The 17868-nt window shown below is 54.5% G+C and carries 16 protein-coding genes and 3 pseudogenes; 4 read left to right on the plus strand and 15 right to left on the minus strand.

Annotation, left to right across the window (positions count from 1 at the left end):
- Positions 1–149 precede the first annotated feature (149 nt).
- The 5 genes from ACM62G_RS12895 to ACM62G_RS12915 all read right to left on the minus strand — a co-directional run bounded on the left by ACM62G_RS12895 (position 150) and on the right by ACM62G_RS12915 (position 5136).
- Positions 150–530: a YegP family protein gene (locus ACM62G_RS12895; RefSeq protein WP_419737265.1), complete on the minus strand. Its 381-nt coding sequence runs from the start codon at positions 528–530 to the stop codon at positions 150–152.
- 110 nt (positions 531–640) lie between these two features.
- Positions 641–1204: a MarR family transcriptional regulator gene (locus ACM62G_RS12900; protein ID WP_419737266.1), complete on the minus strand. Its 564-nt coding sequence runs from the start codon at positions 1202–1204 to the stop codon at positions 641–643.
- Positions 1205–1224: 20 nt separating this feature from the next.
- Positions 1225–2298, minus strand: a complete 1074-nt coding sequence (locus ACM62G_RS12905) for an ATPase (RefSeq protein WP_419737267.1) — start codon at positions 2296–2298, stop codon at positions 1225–1227.
- A 620-nt stretch (positions 2299–2918) separates the two neighbouring features.
- Positions 2919–3347 (minus strand): hypothetical protein, encoded by a 429-nt coding sequence (locus ACM62G_RS12910; RefSeq protein WP_419737268.1) that lies wholly within the window; start codon positions 3345–3347, stop codon positions 2919–2921.
- Between the two features lie 499 nt (positions 3348–3846).
- Positions 3847–5136, minus strand: coding sequence for a hypothetical protein (locus ACM62G_RS12915; protein WP_419737269.1), 1290 nt, complete (start codon positions 5134–5136; stop codon positions 3847–3849).
- 307 nt (positions 5137–5443) lie between these two features.
- On the opposite strand from ACM62G_RS12915, the gene ACM62G_RS12920 reads away from it, so the two are divergent.
- The gene (locus ACM62G_RS12920) at positions 5444–5761 is read left to right on the plus strand and encodes a hypothetical protein (RefSeq protein WP_419737270.1); all 318 of its coding nucleotides are present in this window, start codon (positions 5444–5446) and stop codon (positions 5759–5761) included.
- Here ACM62G_RS12920 and ACM62G_RS12925 read toward each other — a convergent pair.
- Positions 5754–6083, minus strand: coding sequence for an AbrB/MazE/SpoVT family DNA-binding domain-containing protein (locus ACM62G_RS12925; RefSeq protein ID WP_419737271.1), 330 nt, complete (start codon positions 6081–6083; stop codon positions 5754–5756). The two genes, ACM62G_RS12920 and ACM62G_RS12925, sit on opposite strands and share 8 nt — an antisense overlap.
- Positions 6084–6160: 77 nt before the next feature.
- Between ACM62G_RS12925 and ACM62G_RS12930 the strand changes: the two genes are divergently transcribed.
- Positions 6161–6481, plus strand: coding sequence for a hypothetical protein (locus ACM62G_RS12930; RefSeq protein ID WP_419737272.1), 321 nt, complete (start codon positions 6161–6163; stop codon positions 6479–6481).
- Between the two features lie 201 nt (positions 6482–6682).
- On the opposite strand, the pseudogene ACM62G_RS12935 reads toward ACM62G_RS12930, so the two are convergent.
- From ACM62G_RS12935 to ACM62G_RS12970, 8 genes and pseudogenes are all read right to left on the minus strand, one after another.
- Positions 6683–7019: pseudogene (locus ACM62G_RS12935) on the minus strand (methyl-accepting chemotaxis protein); the annotation flags it as partial.
- 671 nt (positions 7020–7690) lie between these two features.
- Entirely contained in the window at positions 7691–8548 is an 858-nt protein-coding gene (locus ACM62G_RS12940) for a hypothetical protein (RefSeq protein ID WP_419737273.1), read from the minus strand.
- A gap of 151 nt (positions 8549–8699) precedes the next feature.
- Positions 8700–9233 (minus strand): hypothetical protein, encoded by a 534-nt coding sequence (locus tag ACM62G_RS12945; RefSeq protein WP_419737274.1) that lies wholly within the window; start codon positions 9231–9233, stop codon positions 8700–8702.
- Positions 9234–10058: 825 nt separating this feature from the next.
- A pseudogene (locus ACM62G_RS12950) lies at positions 10059–10910 on the minus strand (YifB family Mg chelatase-like AAA ATPase); the annotation flags it as partial.
- 99 nt (positions 10911–11009) lie between these two features.
- Positions 11010–11228 carry a type II toxin-antitoxin system VapC family toxin gene (locus ACM62G_RS12955; protein ID WP_419737275.1) on the minus strand — a complete coding sequence of 73 codons (219 nt, stop codon included), beginning with the start codon at positions 11226–11228 and terminating at the stop codon, positions 11010–11012.
- Positions 11229–11235: 7 nt separating this feature from the next.
- Positions 11236–12273: a methyl-accepting chemotaxis protein gene (locus ACM62G_RS12960; protein ID WP_419737519.1), complete on the minus strand. Its 1038-nt coding sequence runs from the start codon at positions 12271–12273 to the stop codon at positions 11236–11238.
- Between the two features lie 54 nt (positions 12274–12327).
- Positions 12328–12861, minus strand: a pseudogene (locus ACM62G_RS12965) (MCP four helix bundle domain-containing protein); the annotation flags it as partial.
- 71 nt (positions 12862–12932) lie between these two features.
- Positions 12933–13742, minus strand: a complete 810-nt coding sequence (locus ACM62G_RS12970) for an EAL domain-containing protein (RefSeq protein ID WP_081006120.1) — start codon at positions 13740–13742, stop codon at positions 12933–12935.
- A 223-nt stretch (positions 13743–13965) separates the two neighbouring features.
- Here ACM62G_RS12970 and ACM62G_RS12975 point away from each other — a divergent pair, with 223 nt between their 5' ends.
- Together ACM62G_RS12975 and ACM62G_RS12980 are read left to right on the plus strand one after the other, a co-directional pair.
- On the plus strand, positions 13966–14988 hold the full coding sequence (locus ACM62G_RS12975) for an AraC family transcriptional regulator ligand-binding domain-containing protein (protein WP_419737276.1): 1023 nt from the start codon (positions 13966–13968) through the stop codon (positions 14986–14988).
- Positions 14989–14995: 7 nt separating this feature from the next.
- Positions 14996–16030, plus strand: a complete 1035-nt coding sequence (locus tag ACM62G_RS12980) for an AraC family transcriptional regulator ligand-binding domain-containing protein (RefSeq protein WP_419737277.1) — start codon at positions 14996–14998, stop codon at positions 16028–16030.
- Here ACM62G_RS12980 and ACM62G_RS12985 read toward each other — a convergent pair.
- Entirely contained in the window at positions 16017–17831 is a 1815-nt protein-coding gene (locus ACM62G_RS12985) for a monovalent cation:proton antiporter-2 (CPA2) family protein (protein WP_054063621.1), read from the minus strand. The two genes, ACM62G_RS12980 and ACM62G_RS12985, sit on opposite strands and share 14 nt — an antisense overlap.
- Between the last annotated feature and the right edge of the window lie 37 nt (positions 17832–17868).

Below are 17868 nucleotides of genomic sequence, written 5' to 3' on the forward strand. Positions count from 1 at the left end.
GCTTCCTGGATGGAAGCCAGACTTAGCCGTAGGGGAGGAGAGTCCCAATCAGTTCTTGACTGGTGCGGAACACGCGGAGATACTCTTGCTTCGTCTAGAGGCATCTCGACTCAAACTTCGCGCAATTGGCGTTGCGTTAGGTTTCTCGCCTACGTTGTATGGTCCTTCTCTAAGGGCACTATCTGTTTCTTCATTACCTCCTTGCTGCTGTCTTTGATTTGAGCAGATGACGCGTATCGCTTCACAGTGCTGATGATTTTTTCCCTTTCCTCAGCAGAAGCGCATCCCAGCCCCTGACTGATGGCCCTATTGTTCGAAGCCCTCAGGTGAAATGTGAAGCCTGTGGAGTCGTCCGATCTGCTGTAGAATCTGTCGTAAGGCGAGTGCTCTCGGCATGACTCGACGCCTTTGATGCAGCTAGCGAAGGTCTTATGGGCTTCGCTTTGCAATATCACCAGATTCTGTGCTGTCACAAACTGGTAGAACCAATTTTCTCCCTCTGATCTGTGAACCTCGAACCTCGCTTTCATCTCTGAACTCCTCGTGTCCGTGATCTCGTTCAATGATTCTGTTTATCGCGAGCCAAAAAAAATGGAGGCATGCGCAAAGCATACCCCCATTTCTCGATAAAGCAAGCCCTTTAAGCAGAAGTGCCGATGACCTTGTAAACGAACTCCTTGCCACCACTCTCGGCAGACATCTCTACGCGAGTGATGAAGCCTTCTTCAGATAGTCGTTTGAGGCGTGTACTGGCGTTCTGAACGCTCATTTCAAGCGCTTGAGCAACCTGTGTTGTGGTTACGGAATGATTAGATAGAACTACGTTGAGGAGTGGAATGCTTGAGGGTGAGGGTTCGGGGCCCACGAAGCGGCATTTGCCATTCACCCAGCAGGTAACTCGAAAATCTCCAGAGATCGCTGCACCTTCCAGATTGGCGATGATATCTTCGTCAAGTAAGTCAAGGATATAGAAAGAGATTTTCTTTGCGTAGAGTTTAAAAGTGAAAATGAGTGACTCGCGGAGAAAAGAAACATCGGCTCCATCAATATTCTTGAGGGATATGCCAATTGTTTTAGTGCCAGTCAACTTGGCAATATGTTCCAACAATTGGGCATGAGCCTTTCTACCCCTGATCGTACCATAGGGGTTGCTGCTTCCATCCGTGAAGTCGCGAAGGGCGATTATGTAAGTTTTCTCGTTCATGGCTTTAGTTTAACCAGAATCTATTTATCTGTCAAGTTGAATTCAAATACGATGTGTGTGCCTAAAAGTTTAGGCAAGCCTAAGCTCCAGCTATGTTTGTATAAGTCTTGATTCTGATAGGTCAGAGTAACTGAAAAGTCTTCTTGTCTAATGCTAACTGTAGCGTCGAGGCTTTCAGCTTGCCCTGAACTTCTATTTAATCCAGCACCACCTGCACCTTTGCCGCGTTTGCTCAATCCACCTTTGCGCATGGCATGTATAATTAGCTTTGCGTTGGATGCCTCAAGGGTTTCTGGAAATTGTGCTGCGACATCTGGGTAGTGCTCGGTTAGCGCAGGTCTAAGTGTCGAGCAGATTCCTCTTCCGGAGTCAGAAACCACAGCGACAATATATGTTGAGCCTTTTCGGTTGTAGCTCTGAAGCCCAGCAAATCCGGGGACAATGGTCTCGGAATGCTCCTCCACATTGCCAATTAGCTCGCCAAGTACCGTATGCAACTTATTGGCGTGAAGGTCGCCAAAAGCCTCAGCAAAGCTGAGCTTGAAGCGTTCAGGTACGTTTTCTACGCCTCCTGCAACAATAGGAAGAAGTTCAACGAGCTTCTTGTTGTTTGCTGTCAGCTCAACAGCCTTGAGGCTAGCGGGGCGGCGCGGTAATACTTTGATACTTTTATCGAGCCGTTCAAAGAAATACGCCCGTTTCAAATAAGAAAGTGTTTCAGGGTTTTCGCTAAAGTCGAGCTCAACTATCTTTTTTGCTTTGGCTAGCTGATTGGCCAATGCAAGAATTCTAGCCGCAGCACAAAAAAGAACTTTCCGCTCTTTCGGGATCTTTAGAATAATATGACCGTAGCCACAATCTAGAGGTGAGCCGTGCTTGGCAAGGGAGCGCTCAAAATGATCTTGTGTAATCCAGGTACTGCTTGCGGAAAATTCAATTTGAAAGAAAACATTTTTTTTCAGTAACCACGCAGAATGTTCATTCTGTACGAACTCCTCAAGGTTGTCGTAAAGAAATCTTGTGACATCCCTGCGTTCGATATCTAAAAGCTTTGCGATCTCCCTGGCCTTAAGCGCTCGGTTATCACTCAACAACTGGACAATCCTTTTCCGCATGGGTGTTCGCTTAGCTCAGTGGTAGTCGATGTTTTCGAAGAAGCCAATACCATTTGGTCCTTCCTGCACCTGGGACGTTGCCAGGTGGGGGCGAAATTATACAGGCAGACTGGTGAGATCGAAACGCCATCAGTCGCTTTAGCCATATCTGATTCCTGATGCGGGCCTAGGGCGGAGGCTGCATCAGGCGTTCGGCACTGGGCAGCAGTTCGGGTTTCACGACTCTGCTAAGAGGTAAATTTTTAAAGAGCGTAGAGGCAGGAGCCTCAGCCTGCACAGGTAGTGACGGTGCAGGCGCTTAACAAGTTCAATTCTTGATACTGTATGGATGTACAGTACACGAGGAGGGCTAGGAGTCGCAAGCTCTTTCCTACCCACGAAGAAAAGCAATGCCGACACGGCCAAACACACAGGTTCTATTAGGGCGGGGCTCATTGCAGCCTTGCTGAGAGCTGCATCCGCTATGGTCCGCCTGCTGAAAAGGACAGCGTTTTGCGGTATGAAAATCAGTCGGAGAGGCTCAGTAAAGGGTGTGTGCGCCTTTGCTCTCTAGGGCGGTCATCCATGGGAAATTTCTTCGACTTCATGCTGAGCGGCAGCTAAGACTCTCCTGGCATCCGTTTGAAGTACATCCTGAGGGCGCTGTTTACAGAGGCGAACCAGAGCGCCATCTCCCAGTTATTTTTCTGTGTGCTCAGCACATGGATGATTTCTGCCAGCTCAAGAGTCGATTGCAAGCAGTGAGCTGATATGAGCAGGTAGCGTGGTAGGTAATCGATCCCTTCGTGTTGAATTGCAAAGATCCAGCCTTGGTGCAAATGGCGCTGCAAGTCGATCTTTGATCGTTGCTCGGTAGCTGGCAATAGCTCCTCTATCTCGGCAGCAGACAACCAGTCACCACTATCCAAGACGATTTGTCTGGCGCGGGCGGCCATCTGTGCTTGTTTTCCAGCGGCAGCTTGCATCGCTTTTCTATTCATCGCTCGTTGCTGCGCGAGGCCTTTAGGTAGTGTTACCTCGGTCATCATGCCAGCGCATGGGGGAGAGTCTTTGACTAGGCGACGAAAGGTGGCTGATTAGAAGAGCCTCGCCATTGTTGACGAATGCTCGGTAGGAGAGTGGCGTAGCAGTGAGTGCGAATCACACCAGCATCAATCGCGGTATGCATGGCGCTCTTCAGTCGCTTGGCATGTTCGATTGCTTCCTGGCCCATTTCGGGCTCCAGAGGACTCTACCCCAGCTATCGAGCTGTCCTGGATTGGTTGAACCACACAGCTGTGGTCCACGCTGAATCAAAAAAAACCGCGTCTAGCGCGGTTTTTTATCAGCAGTTCGTGAAAGCAAGGAGCGTTTCACGGGGGCTTGGCTTTCTGTCCAGTTGACGAATCATTAAATCATAACGGCTAGCATCAGCGACTTGGCGGGCTGGGCGAATCTGTTGGTTCTCAACGCGCAGCGCTTCCTTTGCGGTAACCGATGCGGATGGTTCCAAAGGGTGTGGGGCTGAGAAGCTCATATCGGACTCCATCATTCTGCTCTTTTGAAAAACCGGGGGTTTAGCTCAGGCTTGAAGTAATGCTTTCTATCGATCCATACGAACCCATCATGCTTGCTAATGACAGCTACGTCGATGGGACCCGAAACGGACTCACTGGGCCGTGTTACGCGTTCCTTGAGTGACTCTAGCTCAATCAAGCTTCTTGCCAAGCCCGCCATGTCTGGAAGGGGAAGCGAATTTATAATATTTGAGAGCGGAAATACATGCTGGTTTCGGATCTGTTCATACCATCGGTCGGCGTGGGACTCGCGCGTTTCCTCCATGATTGTCATAAGCTCCTGCTCAGAAAGAGGATTTTGAGCTCCGCATGCGTTCATCACTTTCTGCCCCATTTCTTTGAGAGCCGTGCTTGAAGATGCGTAGACGGCTTCGAACACATCTGGAGATACACCCATGCGAAAGGTGTCAATCATGTGGGTCGTAGCAAACGGCTGGATGACTGCTGGAGTCGAGGCATCCATGGTCTTGGAGTCGTTATCGTTTTTCCTGACGATCAGTCGCTCGCCGAGAAAACCATAGCAGTCATACACTTCTAGGGCGGGAAAATACTCCTCCTTCCCATACCCAGCGACCACTACACCAGTCAGCGAGGCGTAGTCAAGGAACTGCTTGACCGCTAGTTTGATAAGCGCGCTAACGAAACTAGATACAAGGTGCGTCCGCTCGGCATTTTGGGCAAAGATTTGAATGCTTTGTGGTGCTACTTCTTCAAGGTCCGCTGCAGCTTCAGAAGCCGCGCTTGCAATATCTGCATCCGTGACCAGGTCTGGAAGCGGCATATTCTCGATGTCGGCCTCGGCACGCTGCAGAGCCTCTTCGATGTCCTGTAGTGGGGACTGTGCCAATTCCTCAATTGCTCTCAGCTCTAAATAGCTCGCTATCATGAGCTGCAGCCGATGTGAGGCGCCTCCCAGCAGCCTGAGCAACGCCTCCTTCTTGCTTGCTTTCGAAAACAGCTTGTCGTTGTGTTGGACGAACTCAAAGAATTTTTCCGAATAGGTCTGCAGCTTATCGAATTGTTCGATGCCTAGATCCTCGCGAAAAGACTTGATGTAGAGCTCCCACGGGACGGTGTTGAGTCCTGCTGAGCCGAAAATCATAAGCCCGACAGGTGCCTGCCTTGATAGCTCATACAACTTGTTGGCGCCTTTGAAGTAGCGCTTCTCGAGCTCTCCATTCTTCCAACTGGTCACTGTCGTGGCGCTGTCGGCTGCGAGCACCACAGCGGTTCGACTCATGATTGCGATCTCTGCCGTCATCTCAACTCCTTTTGCAAGAACTGCGGCTGCGATATAGCAATATGCCATTCTCTAGTAATGATAGCTATCTCTCGCATTCGGCCTAGCCACTGATTCTGGAGATGCTTGGAAAACAAGAAGGGTACTGACCACTCGACCTATGCTCGAGTTAGGTAGCAAGTCATGAAAACTCGCTAGACTGGGTCGGTCATTTAGGGGGGCACCCATGAAGCTTACCTTGTGCTCTGGCACTCCTCTGGGGGATATTCGACACGGTATTGCCGAAGAGCGGCAGTCCTCTAGTTTGCTTCCTTACGAGAACGACTAAATGAGTACGATCCACTGGTTCTCTGTTTCTAACCCTGACGGCAGGCGCTTTCCAGAATGGCGGCGATCTTTTGGTTTGGGTTACGACGGGACTGTCTTTGTGCCGGCAGCAATGGCAGGAGATGAGACTGAGTTGAATGTCATGTTCTGTGCCTGTGGCGACGGGCAGAGCACAGCTGCACATCTAGATCATCACTTTGTGCCTAGTGATTGGCTCAAGCGTGAATTCCCCAAGCACGCTGAGCTGATCGAAATGATTGAGTTACGTGCTCAAACTGTTTTGAGTGAACTCAACCATCAGGAGCTAGACCTTACGTAGGATTAGCCTCCCGGACCCGAGTCAGCACGATTACGCCATCAATGACTTCGATGCTAAGCTGGTCGCCAACATCGAGATCGAACTGCTTCAGGATCTCGGGAGGTAGGTCGACGATGAGGTCACCCGTACCATCTCTAGGATCCTGGCATTTAACTGTCATAGGCATTGACTGGCTTATGAGGGGTGGCTCCGTCCCGGCTACGATGACTCTCATCTTACTCTGTAAATTCGTCTCGCCCCACGCTGTCAGGGTACCGCTCGGCCCTAGTAAGTAAGACGTATGGGAGCAAGGTATCCGCTGCCTGCCAGAGCTGAAATCCATTGATTGGCGCGTTCCAATCGATGAGTCATTAATTTTCGACTACCTTAGGTATGCTACTTAACTCATCGGAATCCAGTATGCCCATCAAAAGTGATCTTTCAGGTTTGAAGCGGCTTTCAGAAAACGCCAAAGCGTTGGATGGAACTACCCAGGTGCCGTTTCTCGAAATCATGAGTCCAGAATTCATTTCATCTGTCAGCCGTTTTGACAGTTTTGAGAGCTTTGCCAAGGGAGCAGGATATACAGTGGTGACCGTTGAGGATCTGAAAGCCATCCCCGATGAGCCTTGGGATGAGTTCATCCGCAGCGAAACGAGCTTTGACAACTGGACGGATATGCAAAAAGCTGGCGGCGCTGAGTACATGAGGCTTAAACTTTTCGCGGGTATCGGCAGGTAGCGCTAACCGTAGATGCCAACCTTGTTGGACGGGTGCTTAGTGACCAGGGCTTGAGCAGAGGCCCTGTGGTAGTGATGGCGACTATCATGTTGATGATCTTCATCCCGAGACTAGATGCTTTGGAGTTGGTGCAAATCTGCGCTGCTTTCTGGCTCGTAGCCAGGTCCGGAGACGTCTTACGTAATAGCTTTCGGTACCAGACTACAAGGCGTTGCATTGAGCACCCTCGCCGTGGGTGACGCACGTGATAGCTCCGATCAGGTAATGGGTAACGGCGTCTCTGATGCCGACCAGCGCCTTGTACGCCTCGAGTATCCAGGCGACATCTTCCTCAGTCTGGCAGTCTGGCGAATTCCGTTTCCATGGTTTGCACCGCGTTGTGTGACGAACCCTGGAGTTTGGTGATCAATTCATGAGTCTGGCTGGTGGATTGCGAGATCCGCTGTGCCAGTTGCCGGACCTCATTGGCCACCACCGCGAAGCCGCGGCCCATTTCACCGGCGCGTGCGGCCTCGATGGCGGCGTTCAGGGTCAGTTGCTCGGATTGTCCCGCCAACTCGCTGACTTGCTCGGCGCGATGTCCAGCAGGCGTGTGAGGCAGGTCTTCAGGCGCGAATTTTGGCCGACCAACGTAGTTTCCAGGCGTCCTTGGTTCCCCGCGCATCGCTGTACATCTTTGTCAGCAGGACGCCGCTGGTCGAGGCTTCGATCCTCCGAGGCGGAAGAAAGGTATCAGAAGGGGATTAATTCTTTTGGCCGGACGTAGGAGGAGGGGCTAAATCAGTTCCGCAATCAGGGCGTAATGGCTTGATTTTGAAGGCCTACAGGCCTGCTGAAAATGTTTGGTTGCAGAATTGGTTATGTCGTAAGTGAATGAAAAATTAGGAAATTTTTTAGATTGCTTCACCTTATCATCCGTGGAGAGAACTCGATCTGCCTGCGCAATTGTTGACGCTGAGATACACCGACCAGTCCAGCGCCTCCACTTAGATGCTGGAAGACCGCATGAGCCCCATACCGAGAGCTCAGGCACCGCTACCTCTTTCATCCTATCTAGCTGAAGAACAATCTACATGTGGGCCTCTGCCCTCAGCACCGCAAGGTTCGTCTGCTGATAGCTGCGTCATGTGTCCCCTTTCTATTCTGCAGGCGGTTAGATAGCAAAAAAACTAAGTCGCCTGCCAGATATTGGTAGGCATAAACAACGGATTAGGATCGATTGCTTTCGAAGTATATATCTGCTTTAACAAAATTTTCTGTATTGGTCCTGTTTATTGAGATTAATGCTTCCTTGATGTGTTGAGTATAAAAGTTCCATTTATCTCTATTGTATTTCCTTATCGAATCTAAAATAAAATATTCTGTCATGTGAAACATGGTTAGCGTATTTTTTGGGGTGAATTTTTTTAGTTCTTCGTAATAGTGGTGATAATCATCTAGGATTATTGATTTGGAGAACTCAATAAGTTCTAGAAGGCTTTCGAGTTGACGGTCTTCATAAGCATTTGACGGGTTGTTTATTTTAATGATTTCTTCTTTTTTTATTTCTTCAAACCATCTTTTGTGATTATATTCAGGGAGCCCTTTTTTTACGCCATGGTCAAGGTATTCCAGTCTGAACGATAGCATCAATCGATTCAGATTTTCCTTGGCAGCTTTTAGCTCATCCCCAAAGTAGTTTCCTTTTAGAAGTCTGCTGAGTCTTTTTCCTTTTTCGAGCTCAGAAATATCCCCGTCATCTATGGCCAAGATAGAAAATTGCGGTACATTGGTGTGCTCCAGCTGTTTAGAGTACATCAGAAAACCGAATAGGCAAGCAGCTTGATTACCCCAAACTCCGGAAAAAATATACTTTCTAGGAAGGTTTGGGCAATCGCAAGCGATTGTTTCGATAACTTTTTCTGCTAAAGCATCTTCCACAAGCAAAAAGAAAGACCCTATGCGTTTTGCTGCAAGACTGCCAGTTCGAGTATCGATGACATCTCCATTTTTACGCCGCTCAACACTTCTCGTACCCATGATTCCAATTCCTGGAGATCCAATTTTTATTGGTTTTTTATCTGTCATTATGCCATTTTCCCTGAAGCGTAATTGAATTACTTGGTGAGGTGTTCTTGTTGTGGATCGACTAGTCGTCGCAGGAATCATTTCCATAGATGACTGAAGATTTTACAAAGATCTCTGCGCTCGCGGCACTGAAATTCGGCTTCTCTGAGTTTCAGGCAGAACCTAGCACTATCATCCGAATGAAGACTGCTCCGCCGATAGCGAGTCCGAGTACTGCCGCTCCGATCACTGCCTGTCTCCTGAAACGAGCTTGTTGCACGATGAGCATTGAGATCCGCTGTTCGAGAGTGGAAACCTGTGCACTCAGGCTGGCTAGCATCTCAGTCTGGCTGTTCATTTCCGCAATAAGGGACCGAATCATCGGCGTGGGATCAGATATCATCGCGGGTTTTGGTGACAGTGGTGTGACGGCAGCTTGCTCCATATCAATTGGGATGACCTTCGATCTTCGATCCCCCTCTACAGCAATGAGACTGCCGCCAGCGCCAGCGCAGGCTAGGTTTATGAACAAAATGAAGGAGTCGAACAGCTTCCCGGCCTGGGTGAGGAACTCAACCTGGGTTAAGTTTAGCTTCTTCAAAAGCCACTCGCCGATCGTCCCGGTAGAAAAGAACTCATGGCTGGCTACAAACTGTCCTGTGCTCGATACAATGACGTGGTTCTCAACCTTGAGCAGGGCAAACATCGGACCCACTGTGGTCGAGTATAAAGCAGCCGATAAGACTGCCAGGCCGATAAGGAATAAGCCCTTGGTCAGCCGCTCAAGCGGTGCTAGGAGCGCGAGAGGTAGGAGAATGCTGCATGCCGCTAGACATAAGCCCGCAGCGACAGGTTGCATTTCGTATGTCAACCAAATTACGGGGATCCCACAGAGGACCACAGCGTATACGGCGAGTCCCACACGACAAACCCAATCAGCAAATCTACTCATTGAAACAGTCCTTTATAAAATCTCACAGTGACACTTGCTGGAGCTTGTCGGTATCCGTCGTGCGGCCCCATAGGGGATGAACGACTTCCAACAGCCCACTGGGGCGCCAATTTCCATCCCGCCGATGATACCTAAGCTGCAGGTCCACACTACGTTCTCCGGACAAACTTGCAAGTCCTCTCCAAGGCATGATGCCAATAGTTGCAATCGAATTAAGAACGAGGGATAAGGCGATATCAACCGCAGAAGCCGTGTCGTGAGTCCTATGGTGCGCACTGATAGAAGACTTAGAATAGTCCTCAGCATTAGTGTGGTGTTTCAGACGTGCCGCTAAAAATCGCGTTTCCAGCGCTCGTGCTGCGCGAGCAAGGAAGCTGAGGATTGAAGCTCAGTTGCGAAAACCTTCAAGCGGCTCATCCGGAACTGTAGGCTATGTGATTGCTCATCAAAAGTGACTTTGTGCCGGCTGTAGAGGGCCTCACTGCGCTCCGAACCTTGGTGCTCATGGGGCTGTTAGCTCAGTCTTAGCGGTGGCTTTCAGTCGCATTTATTTCGAAAAAATCGCATTTATTTCGAAAACCGACATCCACCACCGACCAGCGCCGGCCCGGACGCCGAGTGGTGGGGCTGGCGAAACGGCCGCTGCGGCCAACTGCTCAAGGGCACATGACTGGCGACCGACTGGATCGCTGCCACCTCCAGCGCCTCATGCTCGTCCAGCGGCGGCAACAGCCCGGGCAGCCGGCTGGCCAACAGCGTCTTGCCTGTACCCGGCGGGCCGCTGAACAGCAGGTTGTGCGCACCGGCAGCGGCGATCAGCAAGGCGCGCTTGGCGGCGAGTTGGCCCTGTACTTCGCTCAGGTCCGGGTAGGGCTTGGCCTGGTGCAACAGGCCGTTGGATTCGAACGGCTTGATTGGCGCGTGGCCGTTGAGGTGGGCGACCAGTTGCAGCAGATGATCGACGGCAATCACCGTCAGCCCACTGGCTAGCGAGGCCTCTTCGGCATTGGCCAGCGGCACCACCAGCGTACGCCCGGCCGCACGGGCCGCCAGCGCTGCCGGCAACACCCCTTGTACCGGGCGAATGGCACCGGAGAGCGCCAGCTCGCCCAGGCACTCCATGTTGTCCAGTGTCAGCGCCGGAACCTGGATGCTGGCCGCGAGAATGCCCAGGGCGATGGCGAGATCGAAGCGCCCGCCGTCCTTGGGCAGGTCCGCCGGAGCCAGGTTCAGGGTGATGCGCCGGGCGGGAAAGTCGAGGGCCGAATTGAGAATCGCACTGCGCACCCGGTCCTTGCTCTCCTTCACGGCGGTTTCCGGCAGGCCGACCAGGGTCAGGCTCGGCAGGCCATTGGCGAGGTGGGCTTCGACGGTGACGGCAGGGGCTTCCACCCCGACCTGGGCGCGGCTGTGGACGATGGCCAGGGACATGTTTCTTCCTTGAACGTGGCGCGGGTTTGCTACGGTCCTGGAAGGCTAGACGAGTGAGGGACGGAGCTGGGGGGCTTTGTGTGTCGAGACGATTCGTCTTTACACGATAAGCGTATGCGGGTAGGCATGCATCGCACTGTCATGCGTCATCAGGCTCATCCCTTCGGCAATTGCCTGAGCCACCATGATCCGATCAAACGGATCGCGATGGTGGTTCGCCAGCGTGCCGACGATAAGCCCGTGCTCTGCGGTAATGGGAAGTTCAAGGTAACCGGCATCCAGCAGGGCTCTGCGCAGCACGGCTGGATTGATGCTCACCTCTTGCTCAGAGCGTAAACCGCCCTATCGTGACATTGAGTTCGCCGGCCAGTTGCGCCAGCGTCTGGCTGGCCCCGGTGGTCTGGCTGGCGCGCACGGCGGACTGGGCGGAAAGGTCGCGAATGCGCACCAGGTTCTGGTCGACTTCCCGGGCCACCTGGGCCTGTTCCTCCGAGGCGCTGGCAATCACCAGGTTGCGTTCGTCGATCTCCGCCACCGATTTGACGATGCTCGACAGGGCCTGGTTGGCGGAGGTCGCCTGGCTATGAGTGTGCTCGGCTTGCGAGGTGCTCAGTTCGAGCGCCTTGACCGTGTTGTGCGTGCCGACATGCACCTGCTCGATCATGCTTTCGATCTCTCGCGTGGACTCACCCGTGCGGTGCGCCAGGCCGCGAACCTCGTCGGCGACCACGGCGAAGCCTCTGCCGGCTTCGCCTGCCCGTGCCGCTTCGATCGCTGCGTTCAATGCCAGCAGGTTGGTCTGTTCGGACACGGCGCGAATGACTTCCAGGACCTTGCTGATCGCCTGCGTATGAGCCGAAAGCAACTGGGCTTGCGCGGAGGCGTCACCTACATTGCCCACGAGATGGGTGATCGAGGCCAGCGTCACGTTGAGTTCCTCCTGGCCTGAGCGGGCGGCGCTGTTGGAGGAGCGGGAGGCTTCGGAGGTCGAGGCGGCGTTTCGAGCGACCTCTTCCACGGCCTGGGTCATTTCCGTGACGGCGGTGACCGCCATTTCGATCTCAATATTCTGTGAGTTCAGGTCTGCATGGCTGTCGCGCATCAGCGCATTCAGCTCCTCGGCGGCGGAGCCCAGTTGATTGGCGGCGGCGCCAATCTGGTTCAGCATCGTGTGCAGATTGCCACGCATACGCTCCATCGACTGGAGCAGCAAGGCGGCCTCGTCGACACCGTCGATGTCCGCGGCGAATTTTCGCAGGTCGCCGGAGGCGATTTTTTCCGAACTGCCCAGGGCCTGGCCAATGGGGCCTGCCAGGCTGACGATCAGGCGCCACGCGAGCATCAGCGTATACAGGAGCGACATGACCAGGACGCTGCCGATCACCCACCGGGCACTGCTGTAGGCGGCTTCAGCCGCAGCGGACGCTTGCGCCTTGGAGTCGTCGTTTATCTTTTCAAGTTTCTTAAGCTGTGCCTTGATCTGCTCGGCGGTCGCCACCATTTTGCCTATGATGACTTCCTGGGCCTCTTCGTGCCTGCCGTCCTTCAACAGCTTATAGCCCACTTCCGTGTCTGCGTTGTACGTGGCAAATAGCGCAACAATGCTGTCGACCGCTGATTTTTCCTCTCCGGTACTGATGAGCGGGCGGTACAGGTCGACTGCCGTATTGAACAGTTTCTGCTTTTCCAGCACTTTGGCATAAGCTTCGGGCAGTTTTGCCTGGCCTACCGACAACAAGCGGACCACGTCGGTCCTGGTGTTCGAGAAGGCCAGTGCTATGTCGTCACCCAGTGCGATACCGGGCAGGGAGTCGTTCTCGATTTTCTGCCCTTCTTCCCTCACCTTGGCGATCTGCATCAGGCCGAAAATACCCAGGATCAGGACAATCAGGACAATCGAGCAGAAGCACAGAAGGACCCGATTGGCGATTTTCATTTTTCGCAGCAACATGTATTACCTCGATTCAATGGTCAAAAATCGGATAGTGACGAGATCATCAGGATGTCCTGCCGGGCGTTACATCAATTCGGATAATCTTCGATGACACACTCTCTGGGTATTCCAGGCAAAAAGCGCTGGGGCCTGCCGACGAGAAATCCCTGCATCCACGTCGCAGCGCAGTTCACCAGGCGCTCGGTATCACGATCGAATTCCACACCTTCGGCAATCACATGGGGCGCCAATGTCTTGCACAGTCCCACCAAATGCCTGAATGCATCACCCGCTACTTCGCAAGTTCGGGCGCGCTGCAAGTAACCCTTGTCGATCTTGATAATGTCCGGCGATGCCGTGCGGATGAATTCAAGAGTGCTGAAGCCGGAACCAAAGTCGTCCACTGCCAGCAGGCAGCCCAAACTTCGCATGCGAATGACAAACTCGGCTGCAGCGTCGTGATTTGACGAAGCGCTTTCCGTTATTTCAATAACGAGTCTTTCAGCAAGTCCGGGCTCGGCCTTGAGTTGCAAGATGATGCTGCGCCACTTTTCGTCCAGCGCCGCACTTTGCGCAGATATATTGCAGCCCAGGCGTATGTCTGGATAACTACGCAACATGTCGAGCACACTCGACACCACACAATGATCGAGGGCCCTTATGCACTTCCTTTCTTCCAGGACTGGAAACGGGTCGAGCTTCAGGGGGCCAGCGCAGTGCCTCAGCAACCCTTCGTAGTACAGATTGGTATTCGACTCGACCGACATGATCGGTTGGAACGCGAGGAAAAAACGGCCCTGGGCGAGTTCGTCGTAGAACCAGTGAACAAAGTCCGGCGTTTCTTCGGACGAGACGCTACAGAACTCCAGGTCGGAATTCATGTCTGTGTGAGAGACCACTGGCATTACCTCCGCCGGTAACAGACATCTGTGTACTTGATGGGCACGACACCGCTGGGAATGGCGGGAGATGGCTATAAGCTATCATTTGGGCAATGATCACACCGGTGCATTACCTTGCCTAGTGTCTTGAGATCCTTTTATTATGTCCGCTCGCGCAAGTCACCCTCGATAGTTTGGGCTCAGGCGGTACGTGGTCGATAAAAGATCCCCAGGGTGAGCAATGTCTGAAATTGCAGCGAGTGAATCTACTGAAATTACCCAGGCGACCTCGAAGAGAACTCCCAGGATAAAAGAGTTTTCTGATTTATATAAATCAAGACTTTCCGAGTTGCTCGAGCAGAACAAAATGGATTTTTCCCAGGTCTATCGTTTCCTTGACGAGGCCTACGAGTGCACAGGGGACATCGATATCGGTCTTGTCGCCTATCAATACGCCAAGCCGTATTTCCTTGGCGTTCCAGGTTACTCGGTGATGTCCAGCCCCACGATTGGCGTCGCGCTGGAGCGTCTGGTGAAATACTATCCGCTGATCACGGATGCATCATTCATCAGCCTGGATGAACGATTCGAAAAGCTTGCCATTACCGCGCGTCCCAAGGGTTCGTCCGGTTCCCAGGTTCCCCGGTACATCATCGATGCCGCCGCCTCTGGTATTCTCGGGCTGGTTCATTGGCTCGCTCATCCACTTGAAGTCCAGCCGAGTCTGGTGGAGTTGCCTTATCCAAGACCTGTCGATACGACAAGTCTTGAGCGCCTGTTTGGTGACTGCCTGCATTTCGAGGCCGCGCATCTTGGCTTGTCGTTCAGTCAGGATATAAAGAAGGCTCCGGTGTTTACCGGGAACCCTGTCTTTGAAGATATTCATTGCCGATATGCGGATGCGTTGCTGGAAGAGCAGATCAACGGTTCGTTGGTCGAGAAGGTTCGTTCAGTGTTTTCCGCAGGGGTTGCCGAGGGAAGACTGCCCTCGCTTCAGGCGGTGGCGCTCGGCCTGCGCGTGAGTGCACGAACGCTGCAAAAGTCCCTGGAGCGCGAAGGGGTGACCTTCTCCGAGTTACAGGAAAATCTGAGAAAGGAAATTGCCGGTAATCTGTTGTCCATCTCCACATTGAGCCTGAAGGAAATCTCCTCGATACTCGGATTTTGCCAGCCGAGCAGCCTGCACAAGGCCTGTCGGCGTTGGTTCGGCTCATCTCCCGGCCAGCTCAGGGCAACAAACTCCAGGAACCTGCAGGCTGACTGAATTATCCATGCCGACAATCGCCCCCACCTGCGCCCAAGTGGTACTGAGACTGAAGGAGCTGGCGCACTCCAGCTCTCATCGGGTCGACGACCTGCATGCTTCTCTGAGCGAGAGGGCAGCAGCTGGGCATCGGGTACGGATAGAAGATATTTCGAACTTCGTGGATATTCTTCAGCGCGACTCGAATAGCCCCGATATCGGTCTGGGCTGCCATGAGCTGTTCCATCCAGGCCAGCTCCAGTCTCAGCTCTACCCGGTGATGTGCAGTGCCACATTGGGCGAAGCCCTGACGAGTCTCTCGCAGTATTCGTCATTGTTATCGGATGGAGTGCCGCTGCTTATCCTGGAGGAATCCGGGTCCTATAGCGTCGTTTTCCTGAGGTTGGAGTTGCTGGGGCTCTGCAGGTCCTACATCGATTGCTATCTGGCCACCATCCTGGGCATCGTCCACTGGCTGCTCCCCTTGCAAAGGGTCGTGCCGGTCGCGACAGCCGTGAGTTATGACGCGCCGTCCGACCGCCATGAGCTGGAGGCTCTTTTCGGCAGGAATCTGCGGTTTTCCAATCTGGTCAACAAGATCACCTTCTCCGCCAGGGACTGGCACCAGAGGTTGCCGACTGCCTCCCTCGAGCTGAAACTGCATTATGAGCGCCTGCTCAACGCCGAGCTTCAGAACACGCCGGTGAAGATGTCGTCGGTGGTGAAGAACCATATCGTCGTGGGCTTGGCAAAGGGCATTGTCGTTTCTCTGGAGAGTATCGCGAGTGCCCTGAACCTGACCCCACGAATGCTGCGCAACCGGCTGGATGATGAGTTGACCGGCTTTCGCCAGCTTCTGGACGAGTGCCGCTTCCAACTGGCCAGCCACTTGATCGGCGCGACGGGTCAGGGCCCGGCGACGATTGCGCAGAGTTTGGGATTCACTGAGATCAGCAGCTTCTATCGCGCCTGCAATCGGTGGTTCGGCTGCTCTCCCGGCGTCTATCGCCTGAAAGCAGCCCGGGCACGTTCGCCCCGGGCTGAAACGGTCAGTTCCCTTTGATCTGCTCTGCCTCATCCGTATCGCTGGCAAACAAGCGCGCCAGTTCCACCCGCGCTTCCTGGGCGGTCTGCATGACCTTCGAGCGGTCGCCACGTACCAGGTGCTGGGCCGCCAGGGTCTCTTCGTCGTGGGTCATGAACTGCCGGATGCGGCGTTCCGCCTGAGCTGAGCCAAGGCCCAGGCCTTCCAGGGCACGGCGGGTCATTTCCAGGCTGGAGTAGTAGGTTTCGCGTACCGGCTCGGCACCGGCATCGAGCAGTTGATGCACGTGCTGGCGGTTGCGCGCGCGGGCCAGGACCTTGACCTGCGGATACAGGCGCTGCACGGTTTCTGCGGCCTTCACCGCCTTCTCCGGGTCGTCCAGCGCGACGATGAAATACTCGGCTTCACCGACCTTGGCGGCGCTGAGGATTTCCGGGCGCAGCGGGTCGCCGTAGAACACCGGCACGTGCTCGAAGTTGCGGGTCATCTCGATGGTATCGACCGAGGTGTCCAGGCCAATGAACGGGATGCCCTGGGCATGCAGGATGCGTGCGACGACCTGGCCGACGCGGCCCATGCCGGCGATGACCACCCGCGGGCCGTCGCTCTTGATCTTGCGCAGTTCTTCCGGCACTTCCCGGGCCTGCTGTGGCGGGGCCTTGATGAAGCGGGCGCAGGCCATCAGCAGCAGGGGAGTGACGGCCATCGACAGGGTGATGGTCATGATCAGGGTGTCGTAGGTACGGGTGTCGAACAGGCCGAGGTTCTGGCCGAGCTTGAACACCACGAAGGCGAACTCGCCGCCCGCGGCCAGCACCATGCCCAGGCGCAGGGCGGCGATGCGCGACAGGCCACCGGCCATGCGTCCGACGAACATCAGCAGCGGCAGCTTGATGACGATCAGCAGCAACGTCAGGCCGACGATCAGGCCAGGGTTTTCGAACAGCAGCGGCAGGTTCGCGCCCATGCCCACGCTCATGAAGAACAGGCCCAGCAGCAGGCCCTTGAACGGCTCGATCTGCGATTCCAGTTCGTGGCGGTATTCCGAGTCGGCCAGCAGCAGGCCGGCGAGGAACGCCCCGAGGGCCATCGACACGCCGGCCAGTTCCATCAGCCAGGCGGTGCCGATCACCACCAGCAGTGCGGTGGCGGTGGCGACTTCCGGCAGGCCGGTGCGGGCCACGGCGCGGAACAGCGGACGCAGCAGGTAGCGGCCACCGACCACCACCACGGCGATGCTGCCGAGGACCTTGAGGCCATGGACCAGGCCGCTTTCGCCGGTTTCCTGCACGCCGGTGACCGCCAGCAGCGGCACCAGGGCGATCAGCGGGATGGCGGCGATGTCCTGGAACAGCAGGATGGCGAAGGCGAGTCGGCCGTGGGGGCTGTTCAACTGGCGGCTCTCGGCCAGGCTTTGCAGGCCCAGCGCGGTCGACGACAGGGCCAGGCCCAGGCCGAGCACGACCGCCGCCTGCAGGCTCTGGCCGAAGGCGGCCATGGCCACGGTGCCGATCACCAGGCCGGTCAGCAGCACCTGGGCCAGGCCGACGCCGAACACCGCCTTGCGCATCAGCCAGAGACGCTTGGGCGACAGTTCCAGGCCGATGATGAACAGCAGGAACACCACGCCCATCTCGGAGAAATGCGCGACGTGTTCAGCATTGCCCATCAGCTTCAGCACTTGCGGGCCGATCAGCACGCCGGCCAGCAGGTAGCCGAGCACTGCACCGAGCTGGAGGCGCTTGGCCAGGGGGACGATGATGACGGCGGCCATCAGGAAAATGACCGAGGCCTGCAACAGGCTGCCTTCATGGGGCATGGGAGAATTCCCTTTCTTCAGTGAGACGGTGGAAGCC

It is taken from the genome of Pseudomonas sp. COR18, assembly GCF_048568395.1.
Taxonomy (GTDB): Bacteria; Pseudomonadota; Gammaproteobacteria; order Pseudomonadales; family Pseudomonadaceae; genus Aquipseudomonas; species Aquipseudomonas fuscovaginae_B.